This window comes from Microbulbifer maximicatervae (SeqCode) (assembly GCF_052468295.1).
In genome coordinates this window covers 375,391-393,132 of sequence record NZ_CP174340.1, presented here as the reverse complement: position 1 = coordinate 393,132, position 17,742 = coordinate 375,391, and the positions used below count along the sequence as shown (strand labels likewise).

Annotated in this window: 23 protein-coding genes; 19 read left to right on the top strand and 4 right to left on the bottom strand. The window is 45.2% G+C overall.

Annotated features, from left to right (window positions below; translation table 11 throughout):
• Positions 1-18 precede the first annotated feature (18 nt).
• Positions 19-1,290 carry an adenosylmethionine--8-amino-7-oxononanoate transaminase gene (gene bioA, locus ACJJIQ_RS02150; protein WP_445363562.1) on the top strand — a complete coding sequence of 424 codons (1,272 nt, stop codon included), beginning with the start codon at positions 19-21 and terminating at the stop codon, positions 1,288-1,290.
• A 405-nt stretch (positions 1,291-1,695) separates the two neighbouring features.
• Entirely contained in the window at positions 1,696-2,112 is a 417-nt protein-coding gene (locus ACJJIQ_RS02145) for a DUF6746 family protein (protein WP_445363561.1), read from the top strand.
• A 137-nt stretch (positions 2,113-2,249) separates the two neighbouring features.
• Here the strand turns inward: ACJJIQ_RS02145 and csrA are convergent, their stop codons facing one another.
• Positions 2,250-2,438, bottom strand: a complete 189-nt coding sequence (csrA, locus tag ACJJIQ_RS02140; RefSeq protein WP_445363560.1) for a carbon storage regulator CsrA — start codon at positions 2,436-2,438, stop codon at positions 2,250-2,252.
• Between the two features lie 939 nt (positions 2,439-3,377).
• Here csrA and ACJJIQ_RS02135 point away from each other — a divergent pair.
• From ACJJIQ_RS02135 to ACJJIQ_RS02125, 3 genes are all read left to right on the top strand, one after another.
• Positions 3,378-3,752 carry a hypothetical protein gene (locus ACJJIQ_RS02135; protein ID WP_445363559.1) on the top strand — a complete coding sequence of 125 codons (375 nt, stop codon included), beginning with the start codon at positions 3,378-3,380 and terminating at the stop codon, positions 3,750-3,752.
• A 71-nt stretch (positions 3,753-3,823) separates the two neighbouring features.
• A complete protein-coding gene (locus tag ACJJIQ_RS02130) occupies positions 3,824-4,237 on the top strand; it encodes a hypothetical protein (RefSeq protein ID WP_445363558.1) in 414 nt (137 codons plus the stop codon).
• 137 nt (positions 4,238-4,374) lie between these two features.
• Positions 4,375-4,662, top strand: coding sequence for a hypothetical protein (locus ACJJIQ_RS02125; RefSeq protein ID WP_445363557.1), 288 nt, complete (start codon positions 4,375-4,377; stop codon positions 4,660-4,662).
• A gap of 72 nt (positions 4,663-4,734) precedes the next feature.
• On the opposite strand, the gene ltrA (ACJJIQ_RS02120) is transcribed toward ACJJIQ_RS02125, so the two are convergent.
• A complete protein-coding gene (gene ltrA / locus ACJJIQ_RS02120; protein WP_445362592.1) occupies positions 4,735-6,006 on the bottom strand; it encodes a group II intron reverse transcriptase/maturase in 1,272 nt (423 codons plus the stop codon).
• A 668-nt stretch (positions 6,007-6,674) separates the two neighbouring features.
• Between ltrA (ACJJIQ_RS02120) and ACJJIQ_RS02115 the strand changes: the two genes are divergently transcribed.
• Positions 6,675-7,022, top strand: a complete 348-nt coding sequence (locus tag ACJJIQ_RS02115) for a hypothetical protein (RefSeq protein WP_445363556.1) — start codon at positions 6,675-6,677, stop codon at positions 7,020-7,022.
• A gap of 80 nt (positions 7,023-7,102) precedes the next feature.
• Here the strand turns inward: ACJJIQ_RS02115 and ltrA (ACJJIQ_RS02110) are convergent, their stop codons facing one another.
• Both ltrA (ACJJIQ_RS02110) and ltrA (ACJJIQ_RS02105) read right to left on the bottom strand, forming a co-directional pair.
• The gene (gene ltrA, locus ACJJIQ_RS02110) at positions 7,103-8,374 is read right to left on the bottom strand and encodes a group II intron reverse transcriptase/maturase (protein ID WP_445363555.1); all 1,272 of its coding nucleotides are present in this window, start codon (positions 8,372-8,374) and stop codon (positions 7,103-7,105) included.
• A gap of 646 nt (positions 8,375-9,020) precedes the next feature.
• Positions 9,021-10,292: a group II intron reverse transcriptase/maturase gene (gene ltrA / locus ACJJIQ_RS02105; protein WP_445362209.1), complete on the bottom strand. Its 1,272-nt coding sequence runs from the start codon at positions 10,290-10,292 to the stop codon at positions 9,021-9,023.
• Between the two features lie 727 nt (positions 10,293-11,019).
• Between ltrA (ACJJIQ_RS02105) and ACJJIQ_RS02100 the strand changes: the two genes are divergently transcribed.
• From ACJJIQ_RS02100 to ACJJIQ_RS02040, 13 genes are all read left to right on the top strand, one after another.
• Positions 11,020-11,328, top strand: a complete 309-nt coding sequence (locus tag ACJJIQ_RS02100; protein ID WP_444926030.1) for a transposase — start codon at positions 11,020-11,022, stop codon at positions 11,326-11,328.
• A gap of 8 nt (positions 11,329-11,336) precedes the next feature.
• The gene (locus ACJJIQ_RS02095; protein WP_445364855.1) at positions 11,337-12,182 is read left to right on the top strand and encodes an IS3 family transposase; all 846 of its coding nucleotides are present in this window, start codon (positions 11,337-11,339) and stop codon (positions 12,180-12,182) included.
• A 49-nt stretch (positions 12,183-12,231) separates the two neighbouring features.
• A complete protein-coding gene (locus ACJJIQ_RS02090) occupies positions 12,232-12,423 on the top strand; it encodes a hypothetical protein (RefSeq protein ID WP_445363554.1) in 192 nt (63 codons plus the stop codon).
• Between the two features lie 75 nt (positions 12,424-12,498).
• A complete protein-coding gene (locus ACJJIQ_RS02085; protein WP_445363553.1) occupies positions 12,499-12,876 on the top strand; it encodes a DUF7674 family protein in 378 nt (125 codons plus the stop codon).
• 161 nt (positions 12,877-13,037) lie between these two features.
• The gene (locus tag ACJJIQ_RS02080) at positions 13,038-14,063 is read left to right on the top strand and encodes an IS630 family transposase (protein WP_445362554.1); all 1,026 of its coding nucleotides are present in this window, start codon (positions 13,038-13,040) and stop codon (positions 14,061-14,063) included.
• 87 nt (positions 14,064-14,150) lie between these two features.
• A complete protein-coding gene (locus tag ACJJIQ_RS02075; protein ID WP_445363552.1) occupies positions 14,151-14,660 on the top strand; it encodes a hypothetical protein in 510 nt (169 codons plus the stop codon).
• 111 nt (positions 14,661-14,771) lie between these two features.
• Entirely contained in the window at positions 14,772-15,242 is a 471-nt protein-coding gene (locus ACJJIQ_RS02070; RefSeq protein WP_445363551.1) for an SMI1/KNR4 family protein, read from the top strand.
• Positions 15,243-15,448: 206 nt separating this feature from the next.
• Positions 15,449-16,057: a hypothetical protein gene (locus tag ACJJIQ_RS02065; protein ID WP_445363550.1), complete on the top strand. Its 609-nt coding sequence runs from the start codon at positions 15,449-15,451 to the stop codon at positions 16,055-16,057.
• 100 nt (positions 16,058-16,157) lie between these two features.
• The gene (locus ACJJIQ_RS02060) at positions 16,158-16,313 is read left to right on the top strand and encodes a hypothetical protein (RefSeq protein WP_445363549.1); all 156 of its coding nucleotides are present in this window, start codon (positions 16,158-16,160) and stop codon (positions 16,311-16,313) included.
• 66 nt (positions 16,314-16,379) lie between these two features.
• Positions 16,380-16,577, top strand: a complete 198-nt coding sequence (locus ACJJIQ_RS02055; RefSeq protein WP_445363548.1) for a hypothetical protein — start codon at positions 16,380-16,382, stop codon at positions 16,575-16,577.
• Positions 16,574-16,765, top strand: coding sequence for a hypothetical protein (locus ACJJIQ_RS02050; protein WP_445363547.1), 192 nt, complete (start codon positions 16,574-16,576; stop codon positions 16,763-16,765). The genes ACJJIQ_RS02055 and ACJJIQ_RS02050 overlap by 4 nt, the downstream gene beginning before the upstream one ends.
• An 84-nt stretch (positions 16,766-16,849) precedes the next feature.
• On the top strand, positions 16,850-17,266 hold the full coding sequence (locus tag ACJJIQ_RS02045) for a hypothetical protein (RefSeq protein ID WP_445363546.1): 417 nt from the start codon (positions 16,850-16,852) through the stop codon (positions 17,264-17,266).
• Positions 17,267-17,362: 96 nt separating this feature from the next.
• Positions 17,363-17,695 carry a hypothetical protein gene (locus ACJJIQ_RS02040; protein WP_445363545.1) on the top strand — a complete coding sequence of 111 codons (333 nt, stop codon included), beginning with the start codon at positions 17,363-17,365 and terminating at the stop codon, positions 17,693-17,695.
• Positions 17,696-17,742: the final 47 nt, after the last annotated feature.

The window sequence follows — 17,742 nt, the reverse complement described above, 5'->3', positions numbered from 1 at the left end:
AATAAAGATTTAGTTTTTATGGACCTGGATTTCGATCGCAAACATATTTGGCACCCCTACTCCTCCCTGATCGACCCGCCGCCGGTATACCCTGTAGCGCGGGCCGAAGGGGTACGTATTTACCTGGAAGACGGGCGCGGCCTGATCGACGGTATGTCCTCCTGGTGGAGTGCCCTGCACGGCTACAATGTGCCCGAGCTAAACCAGGCCATGCGCGATCAGATGGACAAAATGTCCCATGTGATGTTCGGAGGGTTAACTCACGAGCCCGCAATCGAGCTGTGCAAGAAATTAGTGGAAATCACTCCACCCGGCCTCAACCGGGTATTTCTGGCTGACTCCGGTTCAGTGTCTGTGGAAGTGGCCATCAAGATGGCCATTCAATACTGGCACTCCCAGGGAAAGTCCCAGAAGAGCAAACTGCTCGCCCTGCGCAACGGTTACCACGGCGATACATTCGGAGCCATGGCCACCTGTGACCCGATCACCGGAATGCATCACCTGTTTGCAGGGCAGCTGAGCCAGCATCTGTTCGCCCCCGCTCCGCAGGTTCCCTTTGGCAACACCTGTAGTGACAGTGATATCGCCGAACTGCGCCAGCAAGTGGAAGCAAACCGCGATCAACTGGCCGCGATTATTTTAGAGCCGATCGTCCAGGGCGCTGGCGGCATGCGATTTTATTCTGCCGATTATTTGCGCCGTGTACGTGAACTCTGTGACGAGCACGACCTGCTATTAATCGCCGATGAAATCGCCACCGGCTTTGGCCGCAGCGGCAAGTTATTTGCCTGTGAACACGCCGATATCACCCCGGATATCCTCACACTGGGCAAAGCCCTCACCGGCGGCACCATGACCCTGGCCGCCACCCTCTGTACCGATAAAGTGGCCGAAGGTATTTGCCGAGGGGAAGCCGGTGTGTTTATGCACGGCCCCACTTTTATGGGCAACCCCCTGGCTTGTGCCGTGGCCGATGCCAGTATTCAACTGCTACTCAGCGGACCCTGGCAGGAACGAGTAACCGCAATCGAGCAGCAGCTGACCGAACAGCTAGCCCCATTAAAATCCGCACCGGGTGTCGCCGATGTTCGAGCCCTTGGAGCGATTGGCGTGGTGGAAATGCGCGAGCCGGTAAATACGGCCAAAGTGCAGGAAGCCCTAATCGAACGCGGAGTTTGGCTGCGCCCCTTCGGCAAGCTGGTCTACGCCATGCCGCCCTATGTGATTTCGAAAGAAGACCTCAGCCAATTAACTTCGGCGATGGTTGATGTACTGGGAGAGATTTCCTAGCCTCCGTACCAATTAATTTGTGAAGCCAGTCTCAATAATCCCGAACTAACCGGCTCTTTCTGTAAATAACTCTCTCTTTGTTACCGCGAAGAGAGGGTTAACAGATCAAATTCCATAACACGGGGGCGCCTCTTCCTGGCTAAAAACCTCTGTTGCCCCCTCCCCTGCGCATCCTTTCCAAATTCAATTTTCTTATTCCTTACAAATTTCGATCAGCTTGATCGCAATTTTTACGACAAATGTTTTGAGCACCTAAAAATTCCTGTATCATGAATGTTAATGATAGTTATCCTCATTTACGATAGCGATCAAAGTGGTCAAAATGATCACTGATAAATGTTAGGCATTCACCTCGCCCGATCAATGCCTTACCAACCCTTAAAGTTTGGGCGTTAGAGAGGAAAGATGAGAACTTTAATTGCATTACTTTTTGCTGTTACTTTTGCCACCACTGCTCAAGCTAGCCCTGCATCAGGCGAAAAGCCCATCCAGCACTTTAAGGTAGCGAAAGTTACTTCCTTGAAGGATGCGAGAAAGATCTTTGTTGAAACAACAGAAGAAATTAAGGGCAAGAAAAAGCTTAACCCTGCTGAGCTTCACGAGATTCATGTCATCACCTACAGACTCGAAAAAAGTGTTGAGTATTTCGCTGAGAACCTGAAAGGGGAAAGACAGAAGCTGGCAAAAGACATCGCTGTTGTTGTGGAAAACATCCACATTAACTCCGAAAACAACCGCCCAGAAAAAACCCGCAAGGATCTGAATCAGTACTTTAAATTAGCAGACAAATTTGCTGCTGAATTTAAGCATAAGCATCACTAATACAGATCACTCCCGAGCTTAACCTGTAGCTCTATCCGCAGCGAAAGGCTCGAATGAAAGCGCTAACTATCAGTAGTTAGCGCTTTCATAGCAACACCACCCACTTATGGCTAAACGCCACAATCCTGATCAGATCCTCAACGATTTCCACTGCCCATATTTCCTTCCCTTTTGATCCGCCTATAAATCTCCTCGCAGTGTACGGGCAGGGATTTGGGAGCAAGTATCCCCACCTTTACCTGATTGCCCTTAACTTCCAATACGGTGATTGAGACATTCGCTCCAATCCGTAAGTTTTCACCTGTGCGGCGCTTTAAGATCAACATATTTGTTTCCTACTGACACTCAAACCATGGATAGACCTTCCACAAAGGGAAAGTTTGGATAGAAATGTTTTGAGTAACTACGAGGAGGTGCGCGAGAACGGTAGGCATAAAATAAAAAAAGGCAGACGCAACACCCCCAGGGCTTGGGGAATCTCTTTTTGTTGCTCACGCATTGAAAATTTCGGTTGCATATAAAAATGGCCGTTTAGATTAATATACCCACCGCTCCCACGCTGGAACTCAGACAACAATAGATCATCAATGCTTCGACTTAATACGTACTCCACATATCTACAGAAAAGATCTCTCCATAGACCAAATTAACTTTCAGAATATTACTGCGAGATTTAGGAGCCTATGAAGAACCCAGTGATGCCTCAACTTACAGAGTGGCTTCAATAAGAGCGCAGCTTCACAGGAATGACTAGACCTTAGAAGAAGTCTCAACACGGTGCATGAATCATTATGGAAGCCCTCAGGCCAATCCTTGAAGGCCACATCTGCTGCGTTGCAACGATTGCAAAGGGCTACGTCCATTCTCAGCGAACTGCATCTAACATCTTTAGGCTTCAAGATCCGCAGAGACATTACAGAGTGATTCAGAGGAACCCCGGATACCTTAACCACTCCCCACTAATACCAGCCTGTAAAAGTTGGCGAGTGCTAGCTTAGGGATTTACGATCATATTGACCGTGATATTAGGGAACAAGAAGATAAACCCAAAAACAATCATAAAATCAATGGGTTACGGGCTAGCGTTAAAATTGGGATAGTAGTCAAAGTGATCGTTTTTCTAGTTTGTACGGATGTATCAGGATGCTTTAAGTCTATGGTTTTAAATAAAAATTTAGGCCTTGGCGCAGAAATTGATTCTGAGATAACAATCAGGATAATAGTGGTCAGAATGATTACTATATAGCTGTTAGTGTTCAATGATCATGAAGAGAATAGTTGAAGAAAATACAGAAGACTTTCTTGATAGCGTTTTCCGGTTAGAAGGGGGTAATGTCGAGAAGGTCGATATTCGTCTAGAGGAAGATTGCATCTTCTTAGAAGCGTATCCTGAGGGAGGCTCTGTAAGATGCTCAATGAAGTTGGTTGGTGTTCAGGAGTTTAGAGTTATCAATCCTACTGGTGTAGAGTTTTTTGGGCTATCTGGTTATCCGAATAGTCTTGAAGTGGTCTGGCAAGGCTCAAGTGTTTTGGTGGCTATTGGTGCAAATGAGTCTAGTCAAGATTTCGATGCCTTGAAAAATTGTAACTTTTACGTCCATGCCAGTGAGTTGTATGCAGATGTTCAACTCCAACACTAACAAGCGCAATCACACGGACCCGTTTTCCGCTGCGCTCCAAACGGCCCGGTGTTGCGGGCGTTAAGTGCAATATGATTGAAGAATTTACCATACATAAATCCCCGGAAGAGTGGGCATCTATACATTCGAAAATGATTGATAGCGGATGGGATGATTTTACATTAGAGCGGCAAGGGGATCTTACCGTCTGGTTAACTCATCATCAAAAAGATGAATATCGTGATAATTGGAACAGATTGGCTGGGGAGTATAGGCCGAAGGTAAAGGCTTATGTTTCAGTGTTGGCAAAAGAACAGGGAATAAATGCTGATTTAGCTTCTTATTTGGAGTGGGATCTGTTGCATCTATATATAGAAAGCTATTTTCAAAAATTTGATGGAGCTCCTCTTTTTTATATAAAGCATACTGCCAAGTTGTATTCGAAAAATGAAATACCATGTGGTTGGGAGGGGGTATATCCCAATGGTCAAATTGTGTGCCAGTGAGGCACTTAACCAGGCGGTGCATCAGACGCTAACCAGCTGCTTTTTTATGTGCATTGCGCTACGCTTCATTTTCACACATAAAAAACCATCAGCTCAGCGCTGATGACCTGGGCGTTAAGCACTCAAAATGAATAACTATGTTTGAATCACTTGAAAAATGCATCCTTACTCAATACCAATTCTTGGTAGATGAGTTCCAGAAAGAGAATGATGCACAGGAGATCGCAATGTTTTTTAGAAATTATTGCGATGGATGTATAGCAATGTTTCAGGAAATGAACCCTGAATCAGATTTCATTTCGATTCGCCCATTTTTCCCAGAGATAGATAATCCAACGCCTCTAAAATCACTAAATGAAGCATATCATTGGGTGTCCATGTTGGCGTTTCGGTTACAAAATGAGCTAGAGGCTAAAAATGCTTAAATCGGGTAGCCGGTAGTTTTTAGCTACCGGCCCCCACACCACCCATCATGCGGGTCCGCAATGGGCGGTTCCCTATCCGTAATGAATCTCTACCCAACGATCTCGCATTGAAATCAAACCCATCTCTTCGAAGAACTCATTATTGAGCGCAATATGAATACCCTCAGTTTTTGCGCTTCGCCAGTAACTTTTACCGGACGAGCCGCAGGTAACTGCCAGCGATTCACTCACACCCATACGCAGTAAATTTCGAACTTTCGTTCTCACTCTGCGCCAATTCTTCCAATAGCTCATTCTTAATCGCCGCCGTATCCAGCAGTCTAGATCTATACATTTTTGATAGCCTTGCGCTATTCCAAAATAGTTGATCCAACCACGGAGGTATACGGTAAGTTCTTTCAGTTTCTTTTCCATAGAGATACCACGAGATCGCCCTGTAATCTGGCGGACGCAGTATTTAAATTGGAGCAGGGACTTATCATGCCAGACAAGCTTTGCCCCCCGAAAAGAGAAACCTAGGAACTTACAACGGCTGACAGGAACCACTTGGCTTTTAGTATCGTTAACTTTGAGCTTAAGCTTGCGCTCAACAAAGCGTTTAATACTCGCCATAACCCGCTCACCCGCGCGCTTAGAGGAAACCACAATCACAAAATCGTCCGCATAACGGACGAAATTGTGTCGGCGTTTTTCCAGCTCTTTGTCGAGCAAGTCGAGTACAATATTAGACAGCAGCGGCGATAAAGGGCCACCTTGTGGCAGCCCCTCATGACAGGCTTTCCAGCATCCATCTTCTACTCTTCCTGCACGCAAGTAGCTTGCGATCAGTTTGAGTAAGCGCTTATCGCTGATTCTTTGGCCAAGTAAACTCATGAGGAAATCATGATTTACCCGATCGAAGAATTTAGATAAATCGACATCCACTGCTATTCGTTTCCCTCCCTCGATATACTTTCGCAGCTTTTTTACCGCATGATGCTGCGATCGCTTTGGGCGGAACCCATAGCTGAACTCCGAAAAGGTTTTATCGAAACTGGGACCGATGATTTGGGCGATAGCCTGCTGAATAATACGATCAAAGATCGTAGGTATCCCGAGACCACGCTGGCCACCATCTCGCTTGCGAATGTAGACCCGCCTGACGGGAAGCGGCTGGTAATGACCCTGTCGAATGGTCTCGATGAGGTCGTCGCCAACTGCCTTAAAGTGCTGCACAAAATTATCGACAGTAATCCCGTCAATGCCTGCGGCACCTTTGTTGCTTCGCACATGTTTCCATGCAGCATTAAGATTTTCTTTGCTGAGGATGGCTTCAAGCAGATTTTCATTTGAGTTGAGTGTCATGGCAGTGCGCTACGTCAATTTTATATCCGGCTGGCAACATATCAGTAGGCTAGCCCTGTCTTTTAACTCATGGATTTTGGGTTCAGGCCTTCACCGTATCCAAGGTATTAATCTTGGCATTTGGCTACTATGCCGTCTGCTGACTTCTGTTCAATCACCTTGGCCATTACTGGCCGAGGCGCCGCTGTGTTCCACCACTTTTTTTTTACCCCCGCGATGGTGGCTAGCGGGCTGGGCCTACTTATGAGTCAGTGGCCACGCTGACAGCTTCACAGCGGCAAGTTAAACAGATCTCCCCAGATAAGAACGTGAACTTTCACTACACAGCTGCATCATTTACTCTACCCGTTAGATCACATGGCTTCGGTGTCCTTGGCCACCTCGCCTCCAGGCTAAGCCTTATATGATGTTTCTGTCCGTCAGCTCGTAGTTTTGCTAGCGGCTTCCTCCCCACAAGACCTCACGGTATTGCAGTTGCCATTCGCTAGTAGTTAGCATTTAATGAAGTCCATTAAACGGTGATCTTCCTACAGGGGACTTTCACCCCATTAGTTCACGCCCATGCTGGGCGTACCAAGTTTAGGCAGCATCGCCCCTTCGGGGCTGGACCTCCGCTTCGGCGCTTCGCGCCTACACTGCGGCCGCTGCTAAAGGCGTTAAATCCAAAGATGAAAATCACAATATCAGCCAAAACTAGTACCGATAATATCGAGGCCGTTAAACTAGTGCGCTCTGTAACGGGGTGTGCGCTATCGACTGCGAAAAAGCAGTTAAGCCTAGGAAAGGGTGGTTTTTTCTATACTACCGAGTTTTTCATGAATGACTTCCCTGAGCGAGCACAAGAGGTAGTCGAACTAGTAAACGGGTTTTCTGATCTTGGGCTAGAACTTTTTATAATCGAAATTGGCTACAATGAAAGCTGGAGTGATGTGGATATAAATAATCTTGATAAGTATGAAGTTAGTGCCGAGGTGGTTTTAAATACTATTGAGAGTAGTGTGGGTGATTATGAGTAAAGATTTAAATCGGGTAGCCGGTAGTTTCTAACTACCGGCCCCCACACCACCCATCGTGCGGGTCCGCAATGGGCGGTTCCCTATCCGTAATGAATCTCTACCCAACGATCTCGCAATGAGATCAAACCCATCTCTTCGAAGAACTCATTATTGAGCGCAATATGAATACCCTCAATTTTTGCGCTTCGCCAGTAACTTTTACCGGACGAGCCGCAGGTAACTGCCAGCGACTCACTCACACCCATACGCAGTAAATTTCGAACTTTCGTTCTCACTCTGCGCCAATTCTTCCAATAGCTCATTCTTAATCGCCGCCGTATCCAGCAGTCTAGATCTATACATTTTTGATAGCCTTGCGCTATTCCAAAATAGTTGATCCAACCACGGAGGTATACGGTAAGTTCTTTCAGTTTCTTTTCCATAGAGATACCACGAGATCGCCCTGTAATCTGTCGGACGCGGTATTTAAATTGGAGCAGGGACTTATCATGCCAGACAAGCTTTGCCCCCCGAAAAGAGAAGCCTAGGAACTTACAACGGCTGACAGGAACCACTTGGCTTTTAGTATCGTTAACTTTGAGCTTAAGCTTGCGCTCAACAAAGCGTTTAATACTCGCCATAACCCGCTCACCCGCGCGCTTAGAGGAAACCACAATCACAAAATCGTCCGCATAACGGACGAAATTGTGTCGGCGTTTTTCCAGCTCTTTGTCGAGCAAGTCGAGTACAATATTAGACAGCAGCGGCGATAAAGGGCCACCTTGTGGCAGCCCCTCATGACAGGCTTTCCAGCATCCATCTTCTACTCTTCCTGCACGCAAGTAGCTTGCGATCAGTTTGAGTAAGCGCTTATCGCTGATTCTTTGGCCAAGTAAACTCATGAGGAAATCATGATTTACCCGATCGAAGAATTTAGATAAATCGACATCCACTGCTATTCGTTTCCCTCCCTCGATATACTTTCGCAGCTTTTTTACCGCATGATGCTGCGATCGCTTTGGGCGGAACCCATAGCTGAACTCCGAAAAGGTTTTATCGAAACTGGGACCGATGATTTGGGCGATAGCCTGCTGAATAATACGATCAAAGATCGTAGGTATCCCGAGACCACGCTGGCCACCATCTCGCTTGCGAATGTAGACCCGCCTGACGGGAAGCGGCTGGTAATGACCCTGTCGAATGGTCTCGATGAGGTCGTCGCCAACTGCCTTAAAGTGCTGCACAAAATTATCGACAGTAATCCCGTCAATGCCTGCGGCACCTTTGTTGCTTCGCACGTGTTTCCATGCAGCATTAAGATTTTCTTTGCTGAGGATGACTTCAAGCAGATTTTCATTTGAGTTGAGTGTCATGGCAGTGCGCTACGTCAATTTTATATCCGGCTGGCAACACATCGGTAGGCTAGCCCTGTCTTTTAACTCGTGGATTTTGGGTTCAAGCCTTCACCGTATCCAAGGTATTAATCTTGGCATTAGGCTACTATGCCGTCGGCTGACTTCTGTTCAATCACCTTGGCCATTACTGGCCGAGGCGCCGCTGTGTTCCACCAATTTTGTTTACCCCCCTCGATGGTGGCTAGCGGGCTGGGCCTACTTATGAGTCAGCGGCCACGCTGACAGCTTTACAGCAGCAGGTTGAACAGATCTCCCCAGATAAGAACGTGAACTTTCACTACACAACTGCATCATTGACTCTACCCGCTAGATCACCCGGCTTCAGTGTCCTTGGCCACCTCGCCTCCAGGCTAAGCCTTATATGATGTTTCTGTCCGTCAGCTCGTAGCTTTGCTAGCGGCTTCCTCTCCACAAGACCTCACGGTGTTGCAGTTGCCATTCGCTAGTAGTTAGCATTTAATGGAATCCATTAAACGGTGATCCTCCTACAGGGGACTTTCACCCCATTAGTTCACGCCCATGCTGGGCGTACATCGGGTAGCCGGTAGTTTTTAGCTACCGGCCCCCACACCACCCATCATGCGGGTCCGCAATGGGCGGTTCCCTATCCGTAATGAATCTCTACCCAACGATCTCGCATTGAAATCAAACCCATCTCTTCGAAGAACTCATTATTGAGCGCAATATGAATACCCTCAGTTTTTGCGCTTCGCCAGTAACTTTTACCGGACGAGCCGCAGGTAACTGCCAGCGATTCACTCACACCCATACGCAGTAAATTTCGAACTTTCGTTCTCACTCTGCGCCAATTCTTCCAATAGCTCATTCTTAATCGCCGCCGTATCCAGCAGTCTAGATCTATACATTTTTGATAGCCTTGCGCTATTCCAAAATAGTTGATCCAACCACGGAGGTATACGGTAAGTTCTTTCAGTTTCTTTTCCATAGAGATACCACGAGATCGCCCTGTAATCTGGCGGACGCAGTATTTAAATTGGAGCAGGGACTTATCATGCCAGACAAGCTTTGCCCCCCGAAAAGAGAAACCTAGGAACTTACAACGGCTGACAGGAACCACTTGGCTTTTAGTATCGTTAACTTTGAGCTTAAGCTTGCGCTCAACAAAGCGTTTAATACTCACCATAACCCGCTCACCCGCGCGTTTAGAGGAAACCACAATCACAAAATCGTCCGCATAACGGACGAAATTGTGTCGGCGTTTTTCCAGCTCTTTGTCGAGCAAATCGAGTACAATGTTGGACAGCAGCGGCGATAAAGGGCCACCTTGTGGTACCCCCTCATAACACGCTTTCCAGCATCCATCTTCTACTCTTCCTGCACGCAAGTAGCTTGCGATCAGTTTGAGTAAGCGCTTATCGCTGATTCTTTGGCCAAGTAAACTCATGAGGAAATCATGATTTACCCGATCGAAGAATTTAGATAAATCGACATCCACTGCTATTCGTTTCCCTCCCTCGATATACTTTCGCAGCTTTTTTACCGCATGATGCTGCGATCGCTTTGGGCGGAACCCATAGCTGAACTCCGAAAAGGTTTTATCGAAACTGGGACCGATGATTTGGGCGATAGCCTGCTGAATAACACGATCAAAGATCGTAGGTATCCCGAGACCACGCTGGCCACCATCTGGCTTGTGAATGTAGACGCGCCTGACGGGAAGCGGCCGGTAATGACCCTGTCGAATGGTCTCGATGAGGTCGTCGCCAACTGCCTTAAAGTGCTGCACAAAATTATCGACAGTAATCCCGTCAATGCCTGCGGCACCTTTGTTGCTTCGCACATGTTTCCATGCAGCATTAAGATTTTCTTTGCTGAGGATGACTTCAAGCAGATTTTCATTTGAGTTGAGTGTCATGGCAGTGCGCTACGTCAATTTTATATCCGGCTGGCAACATATCAGTAGGCTAGCCCTGTCTTTTAACTCATGGATTTTGGGTTCAGGCCTTCACCGTATCCAAGGTATTAATCTTGGTATTAGGCTACTATGCCGTCGGCTGACTTCTGTTTAATCACCTTGATCATTACTGACCAAGGCGCCGCTGTGTTCCACCATTTTTGTCTACCCCACGATGGTGGCTAGCGGGCTGGGCCTACTTATGAGTCAGCGGCCACGCTGACAGCTTCACAGCAGCAAGCTAAACAGATCTCCCCAGATAAGAACGTGAACTTTCACTACACAACTGCATCATTTACTCTACCCGTTAGACCACATGGCTTTGGTATCCTTGGCTACCTCGCCTCCAGGCTAAGCCTTATATGATGTTTCTGTTCGTCAGCTCGTAGTTTTGCTAGCGGCTTCCTCCCCACAAGACCTCACGGTATTGCAGTTGCCATTCGCTAGTAGTTGGCATTTAATGAAGTCCATTAAACGGTGATCTTTCTACAGGGGACTTTCACCCCATTAGTTCACGCCCATGCTGGGCGTACCAAGTGCAGCCAGCATCGCCCCTTCGGGGCTGGACCTACATTTCGCGGCTTCGCCGCTACATTTCGGCCGCTGCTGCAAGCGTTAATGTTAAGACTTACCCACGTTTAGTAGACACCCTGTATAGTTAGGTTTAGGCCTAACACGGAGGTGTATCATGGGTAAGAAAAGAACTCAGGCGTATACGGAGGAGTTCCGTAGAGAAGCAGTTAAGAGAGCGGAAAAGCCTGGAGTAACAACGGCTTCTGTGGCAAGAGAACTAGGCGTCAGCGCACAGCAGATCTACAACTGGCGTCGTCAATTTAATCGACTGTCTGATAAGCAGTTCAATAGTTTAGACGGTGTCGACTATTCCAAACAGGAAAGCGCTGAAGTTCGCAAGCTCAAGAAGGAGCTGCATGAAGCTCGTCAGGAGGTTGAGTTTCTAAAAAAGGCAGCTGCGTACTTTGCGAACCACCAAGAGTAAAGTACGCGCTGATACAAGAGCATGTAGGGTCATTCCCGGTTAGCTTGATGTGCCGGTGCTTAGATGTCTCAAGATCGGGCTATTATCGATGGCGGGGGCGATTGCCATCTGCTCGCACGATTAGAAAGATACGAACAATCGAGAAAATCCGAGAGACGTTTTCTGAGTTTAAAGGTCGTTATGGGGCGCCTAGAATCGCTTGCGAGCTTCAAGAATTAGGCGAGTCATGCTCGCGGAACTACGTCGCTAAGCTTATGCAACAGGAGCATATTAAAGCGAGAAACGGCAAAGGCTTTCGATATAGTCAGCCAGTAGAGAGGAATATCAATGTCGCCGCCAACCTACTTAAGCGTTGCTTCGATGTGGATCGACCAAATTGCCGCTGGACCAGTGACATTACGTATATCTGGGTTCTGGAGCGGTGGTTGTACCTCGCGGTAGTTATGGATCTGTACTCTCGACGTATTGTAGGTTGGGCATTTGACTCCCAGATGACCGATGAGTTGACACATCGAGCGTTGAAAATGGCCCTAGAGCGACGACAAATAAAGCCTGGACTAATAGTTCACTCCGACAGGGGTGTGCAATATCGATCGCAGAAATATCAGGATCTCTTGTCTGAAAGTAAGTGCAAGCCGAGTATGAGTCGCCAGGCTAACTGTTGGGATAATGCGGCAATGGAATCATTCTTTAGCAGGCTAAAAGTCGAGATGGTCTATGCCAGAGCATTCGAAAGCGAAGAGCAAGCAAAATCTGCAGTGTTTGAATACATTGAGATTTTCTACAATAGGGTTCGTAGGCACTCTGCATTGGGCTATGTAAGTCCAGCAGAGTATGAGCGAAAATACGCATAGCTAGAGTGTCTACTTTTTGTGGGCAAGACCAACGAATTAGAGAATAAAGATGATATTTTGGATAGTAATTGTAATTTTCGGAATTCCTCTCATCTACATACTATTAGATATCAAGAATAAAAAGCAGCCCCAAGATAAAGAGCTAAAGAAAATACAAGACCGTCTGGCCGCCAAGCAAAAAGAGGCAATTCCTGCCAAACGAAAAGCAATAGAAGAAAAACATAAGAATATTAATAGCTAAAGCCACAAAAAACCCGTATAACAAGGCGCTCAAGCCGGACATATTTTAGCTGCTTAGCAAGGCGTTAAGTGTTATATGAGTCAGATCGACTTTATAAATGCACTCCTTAGTTCCTGTGACGATATAGAAGATGATTGGCAGGAACATCTAGATTTCTGGGAAGGAGATATACCAGAGTTTTATAATGATATTTCTGTTATTGTTCATTACATAACAAATAGGTATGTATCGAACCAGTATACGGATTTCGATAAACTATTTAGTGTTGTAGAGAAAGGTGTAATATCTAACGATGAGGAAACTTCGGAGTTGGCAACAATTGGTTTTCTTGAAGGGATACTGTTAGTGGGCTCTCACAGTGGCATAAAGCCGGTACAATTTGAGAAATGGCTTGGTAAAAAATCTAGAGAGTCGATTTATGAACTCAGAGAATTTTTCTCTAAAAACACTTAACAAGCGCATGAATTTCGCTCCAGCCCTACGGGCTTCCACCGGACAGGCAATGCTGCGTATCGCCTGCCCGATTATGCGGGCGTTAGCCACCACTTTAAGGAGATTAACCGTTGCTACTAGCGGGGCAGAAATAATCAGTACACCCTGGTAATATAAACTGCATGAAATACGATGCCAGAAAACTTAGTACTGAGGAGCAGCACCTCATACGTAAAATTGCTGTTCAGCGAGTATTTGATGGAGAATCTGCGGCGGAGGTTAGTCGTAGCTTAGGGCTGGGGAGCAGAACTATTTTCCCATGGTTAAGGACTGCTCGGGAGAAAGGTATTGAAGCGCTATCTCCAAAAATTAGACCTGGACGCGGTAGAAAACTGTCAGCTATTGAAGAAGAGGAAGTCAAACGATGGATTATTGGTGGCGATCCAAGGCAATATGGCTTTGATTTCGGATTGTGGACACGTCAGATCGTATCGGATTTGATTTTTGAGAGATTCAAAATTGAACTTAGCGTTTCTAGTGTCGGCACACTTCTACATCGACTGGGCCTGACGCCACAAAAGCCTCTACGAAGAGCTTACGAGAGAGATGAGAAGGCGGTGAATAAATGGGTAAAGGAAGTCTATCCAAAGATTAAATCTTATGCGAAAAAAACTGGTGCAGAAATATTTTGGCTGGACGAGGCTAGTATCAGATCAGACGATCCACTCCAAAGGACATGGGGAGAAAAAGGAAAAACTCCAGTGGTAAAAACGAGTGGTCAAAGACAGTCAATCAATGCGATCTCAGCTTTATCGAATAGAGGTGGCTTCTGGTATCATATTTATAGTGGAAAGTTCACGGCAGAAAAGTGCGTAGAATGCTTCAAAAATTTCCAGAGAAGTCAGAAAAGACCAGTGATTCTCATTGTTGATGGGCACCCAGTACACAAATCGAAAAAGGTATTGGAGTATGTCGATTCACAGGATGGAAAGCTTGAAATGGTGTTCTTACCGCCATATGCACCAAACCTAAATCCAGATGAGTTGGTCTGGAATCATATGAGAAATATAGGGACTTCAAAGAGGCCGCTGAAAAAAGGTGAGACACTACTGAGTCGTGCAAATGCAGATTTGCAGAGCATCAAGAAAAATAGAAAACTTGTGAAATCATTTTTTCAAGAGTCGACTGTATTCTTTGCTGCTGCCTAGGTAGTAAGTCTATTTAAAAAGAAAGAAAAGAAGGAGGAGGTCGAGCCTCAATTTATTGTGGTCACTGTAAATGCTCGACTTCAGCCTATGCACCGAGGCGAAATATACGAAGATCCGCTTGATGAAATACTTGCAAAAAATGCAGTAGGTGAGGTTTCTGGCGGGGGAACTCTTCAATCCCAGTCGGGTGAAATTGAGTATTGTGATATTGAAATTCAAGTTAGAGATTCTAGTGATGAAACCGTTGAATTAATTAAATCATCACTAAATAAATTGGGTGTGCCAAAGGGTTCTAAAATTAGAATAGAATCCACAGATTCAGACATTGAGTTTGGCACATTAGAAGGATTGGCCATTTATCTAAATGGTACAGACTTGGACGATGAGGTTTATGCTAAAAGCGACTCTAACCATGTCTATAGTGAACTAGACAGATTAACTCAGGGTGTGGGAAAAGTGTTTAGTTATTGGCAAGGGCCAACCGAAACAGCTTTATATTTGTACGGCACGTCGTTTTCTCAGATGAAGTCTCAAATTGCTGAGCTTGTGAATAATTACCCTTTATGTCAAAAGTGCAGAATTGAGCAGATCGCGTAAATATGGCTAACAAGTTGATACTGTTCGTTCCGGCAACTGCGTTGCCTCCACCGGACCTCCGCTTCGCTGCGGCCGCAGATCAATGCGTTATGGTTTTAAAAGAAATGAACAATGATTAAGAAAATTTTCGAGCAACTAGATTCTTCCTTTAAAGAAAATTTCAAGGATGTTTTTGATTCCCTTCAGTCAGGAGCGTCCGAAGAAGATCTAAAAGAGCTTCAAGAAAAATGCTTCAAAGATAAAGATTTGCCACCTGATTTGGAACTTCTTTACAAATGGCATAATGGCCAAACTGGATATGGCTCACTGAATCAAAATGATAATCGGACATTTCTACCGATTGACGAAGTTATTGATGCATGGGAATTTTTAAATGGATCTATAACAGATATACAGGGGCTAATGTCAAAGTCTTGGATTCCAATTGCTTACAATGGTGGTGGAGACTACTTGGTCTATGAATCAGAGGGCGAAAATGCCGGAATGGTAATTGCGTACTGGCATGACAATGACAGTCGTGAAATAGAATATCGTGGGCTTCAAGAATGGCTCACAGCAGCATTAGAGGCATCAAGATCATAACAAGCGCATGTTGTACGCCTCTATCGCGGCCGGACGGCTTACGCTACGCTCCAGCCACCGCAAATACGAACGTTCAGCGCAAAACATCGTAAACCTCACACTCAGTTGTCCCAACATTCCGTTAGTAATATTTCTAATGAGGAACCTTGCAGCCTTACTGCACCTGCTAGAACTCTCAGTAAAATAGGAGCAATTAAGAACTCACCATGGCATTTGATATCGACAAACTTACCTTTTTTTGCGAAAACACCCTTGAAGGGTTTACCAAAGAACACCCTGAAGAAAAGATTTGTGGCTTCGGCATTGATGAAAGTTATATCTATATAAACAGTCTTAGTACCTTTGCAGCTACGATTCAAAAATACAGCGATGACTGGGCACACTCTACTCGCGCCGTAACGTCACTTACAGATCTGTCTGATTCAGAATTAAGCGATGCTCAATTTGCTTATGACCTCATCAATAGAAATCTAAAAAATCAGGGCAAATACCCTGTACCTTTAGACTGGATCAGCAAGGCACGAACAATAGAAAGGGAGAAAGGAAACCCTTATAAAAAACCGGACAAAATCGATGAGATCTACCGAGAGTCTGCATCTTGGGGTTATCCAGAGGTCGCCTGTTTTAGGGAAGAAGACGGTTTTGATTATGATGCCCTAGAAACTTACGATATGCTTGACGTTGACGACCAACCTGCCAGTGAATTTGCACAGGCCATGAATCAACTGATGATCCGACTAAAACACAGTCCAATTTTTAACCAGCTAAAAGGCACTGATAACTTTGTTCTTTGCTGGGCAGGTCATAATCACTAATCAATGACAGGCACGTTGTCACTACACGTCGTGTACGGCAGCAAGCTGCCTGGGACGTCTACGGCGCCCCACACACAGGCGTTATGTTTAAGGGGCAGAAATGAGTTTTGATATAGAAAGGCTATATGACTTTTCAGTTAAGAAGATTCGTCAGTTCTCAGAAGAGCACAAAGATGAAACATTCTATGCCTTTGCGATAGATGCTAGCTTGCTATATCTAAATTCAGTAGAGAAAGCGGATGAGAGAGTTAAGTAGTATCAAAGCAATTGGGAAAGGCAATGTCGACTATTTACCACATGGGAAGAGATAGATAGCCAGGATTTGGAAGATGTTCAATGGCTGTTAGAGCTTGAAAGTGAAGAAGGTGATTTAGATTTAAACGACAAAGTTGCTTGTTTAGCATTTGTGAATGAAGAAAGAAAGGATTATAGAGCGCAGTTTGATGGAAATCCCTATTTAAAATTAAAGAACTGTTGGCGAATACCGGAGATTGGGAATGTCAAGGTTTCGCAGAAATGACAAAGGAAGATGGATTTGATAATGAACTATATGATGTTCACTATGAGTTAAGTGATGAAGAGCAAAAAACAAGTGAGTATGGACTAGCTATGGATCAACTTGTGGAAAAGCTGCGAGAATCAGACGTCTTTCAAAAAATGAGCCTGACAAAGGATTTTTATACTTCTAGGGTTGAGCACAATTACTAGTGGAGCGTCAAAAACATAACAAATTAATCAACGTGCCCCCTGGCGGGGCACGTCACTAAGGCGTTAACCGTCAGAACACAACTCATGACCAATGTAGATAAAATAGAGCAATTAATCCAACGAGCTAAGTTGGCCCATATGAGCAATGCTAAGTGGAGAAAACTATTTAAAATATGTGGGGAATATTCTCAAAGTATTGGCGGAATAATGTGGAAGTTTGTTGGCTGTGATACTCTGATTAATTGCACAATTTGTGTAACCGACTGCTTGTTAGATGAAGAGAGGTTTGCGGATTATTTCCCTAACCCTTATGCAAAACTTAATGAAATTGAGTGGATATTCATACCCTATAAATACAGCGATCCAAATTCAGATCCAAAAAGACCGCTGCCTCTTTTAGAAAATAATCTTACTGCCTTAATAGAACACCTTGAAAAATATTGCAAATTTCCTATTACAAACACTGAAAATGGCATTAAAATTATTGGGTACGAGTGGTGAAACGGTTAACCAGTCAAGGCAACGGACGCAGCAAAGCTGCGCCCACTGCTTGAGGCGTTAAGTTTCAGATATTAATTAGGTTAGGATTTTGAATTTATGATTAAGGAATTACAAAAAAACACAGTGTACGAAGTCATTGATCTAGCACCGAAAGATTGGATAAATATTTCCGTAAATATCGAAATAGATGAAATAGATGGCGAGATTGTTTTGAGTCCAAGTGGGTCAGTTTTGGTCCCAGACGGAGATAAGGAATTGGACTTGGGTATTGATGCAACAGATTGTTTTGAAGAGTTAAGGCAGTCAATGGCTGATGTTGATTCTGGTAATCGAGCTTGGACGATCTGTGATCTCAATATTTCTAACGATGGGGAATTTGAATTTGGCTTCGCATACAGTACGCCTCCTAGATTGTCGATGCTAAAGTAGGTCGGCAACGAGAATGGAAAACTTAACAAGTGACTATGGTTACTCGT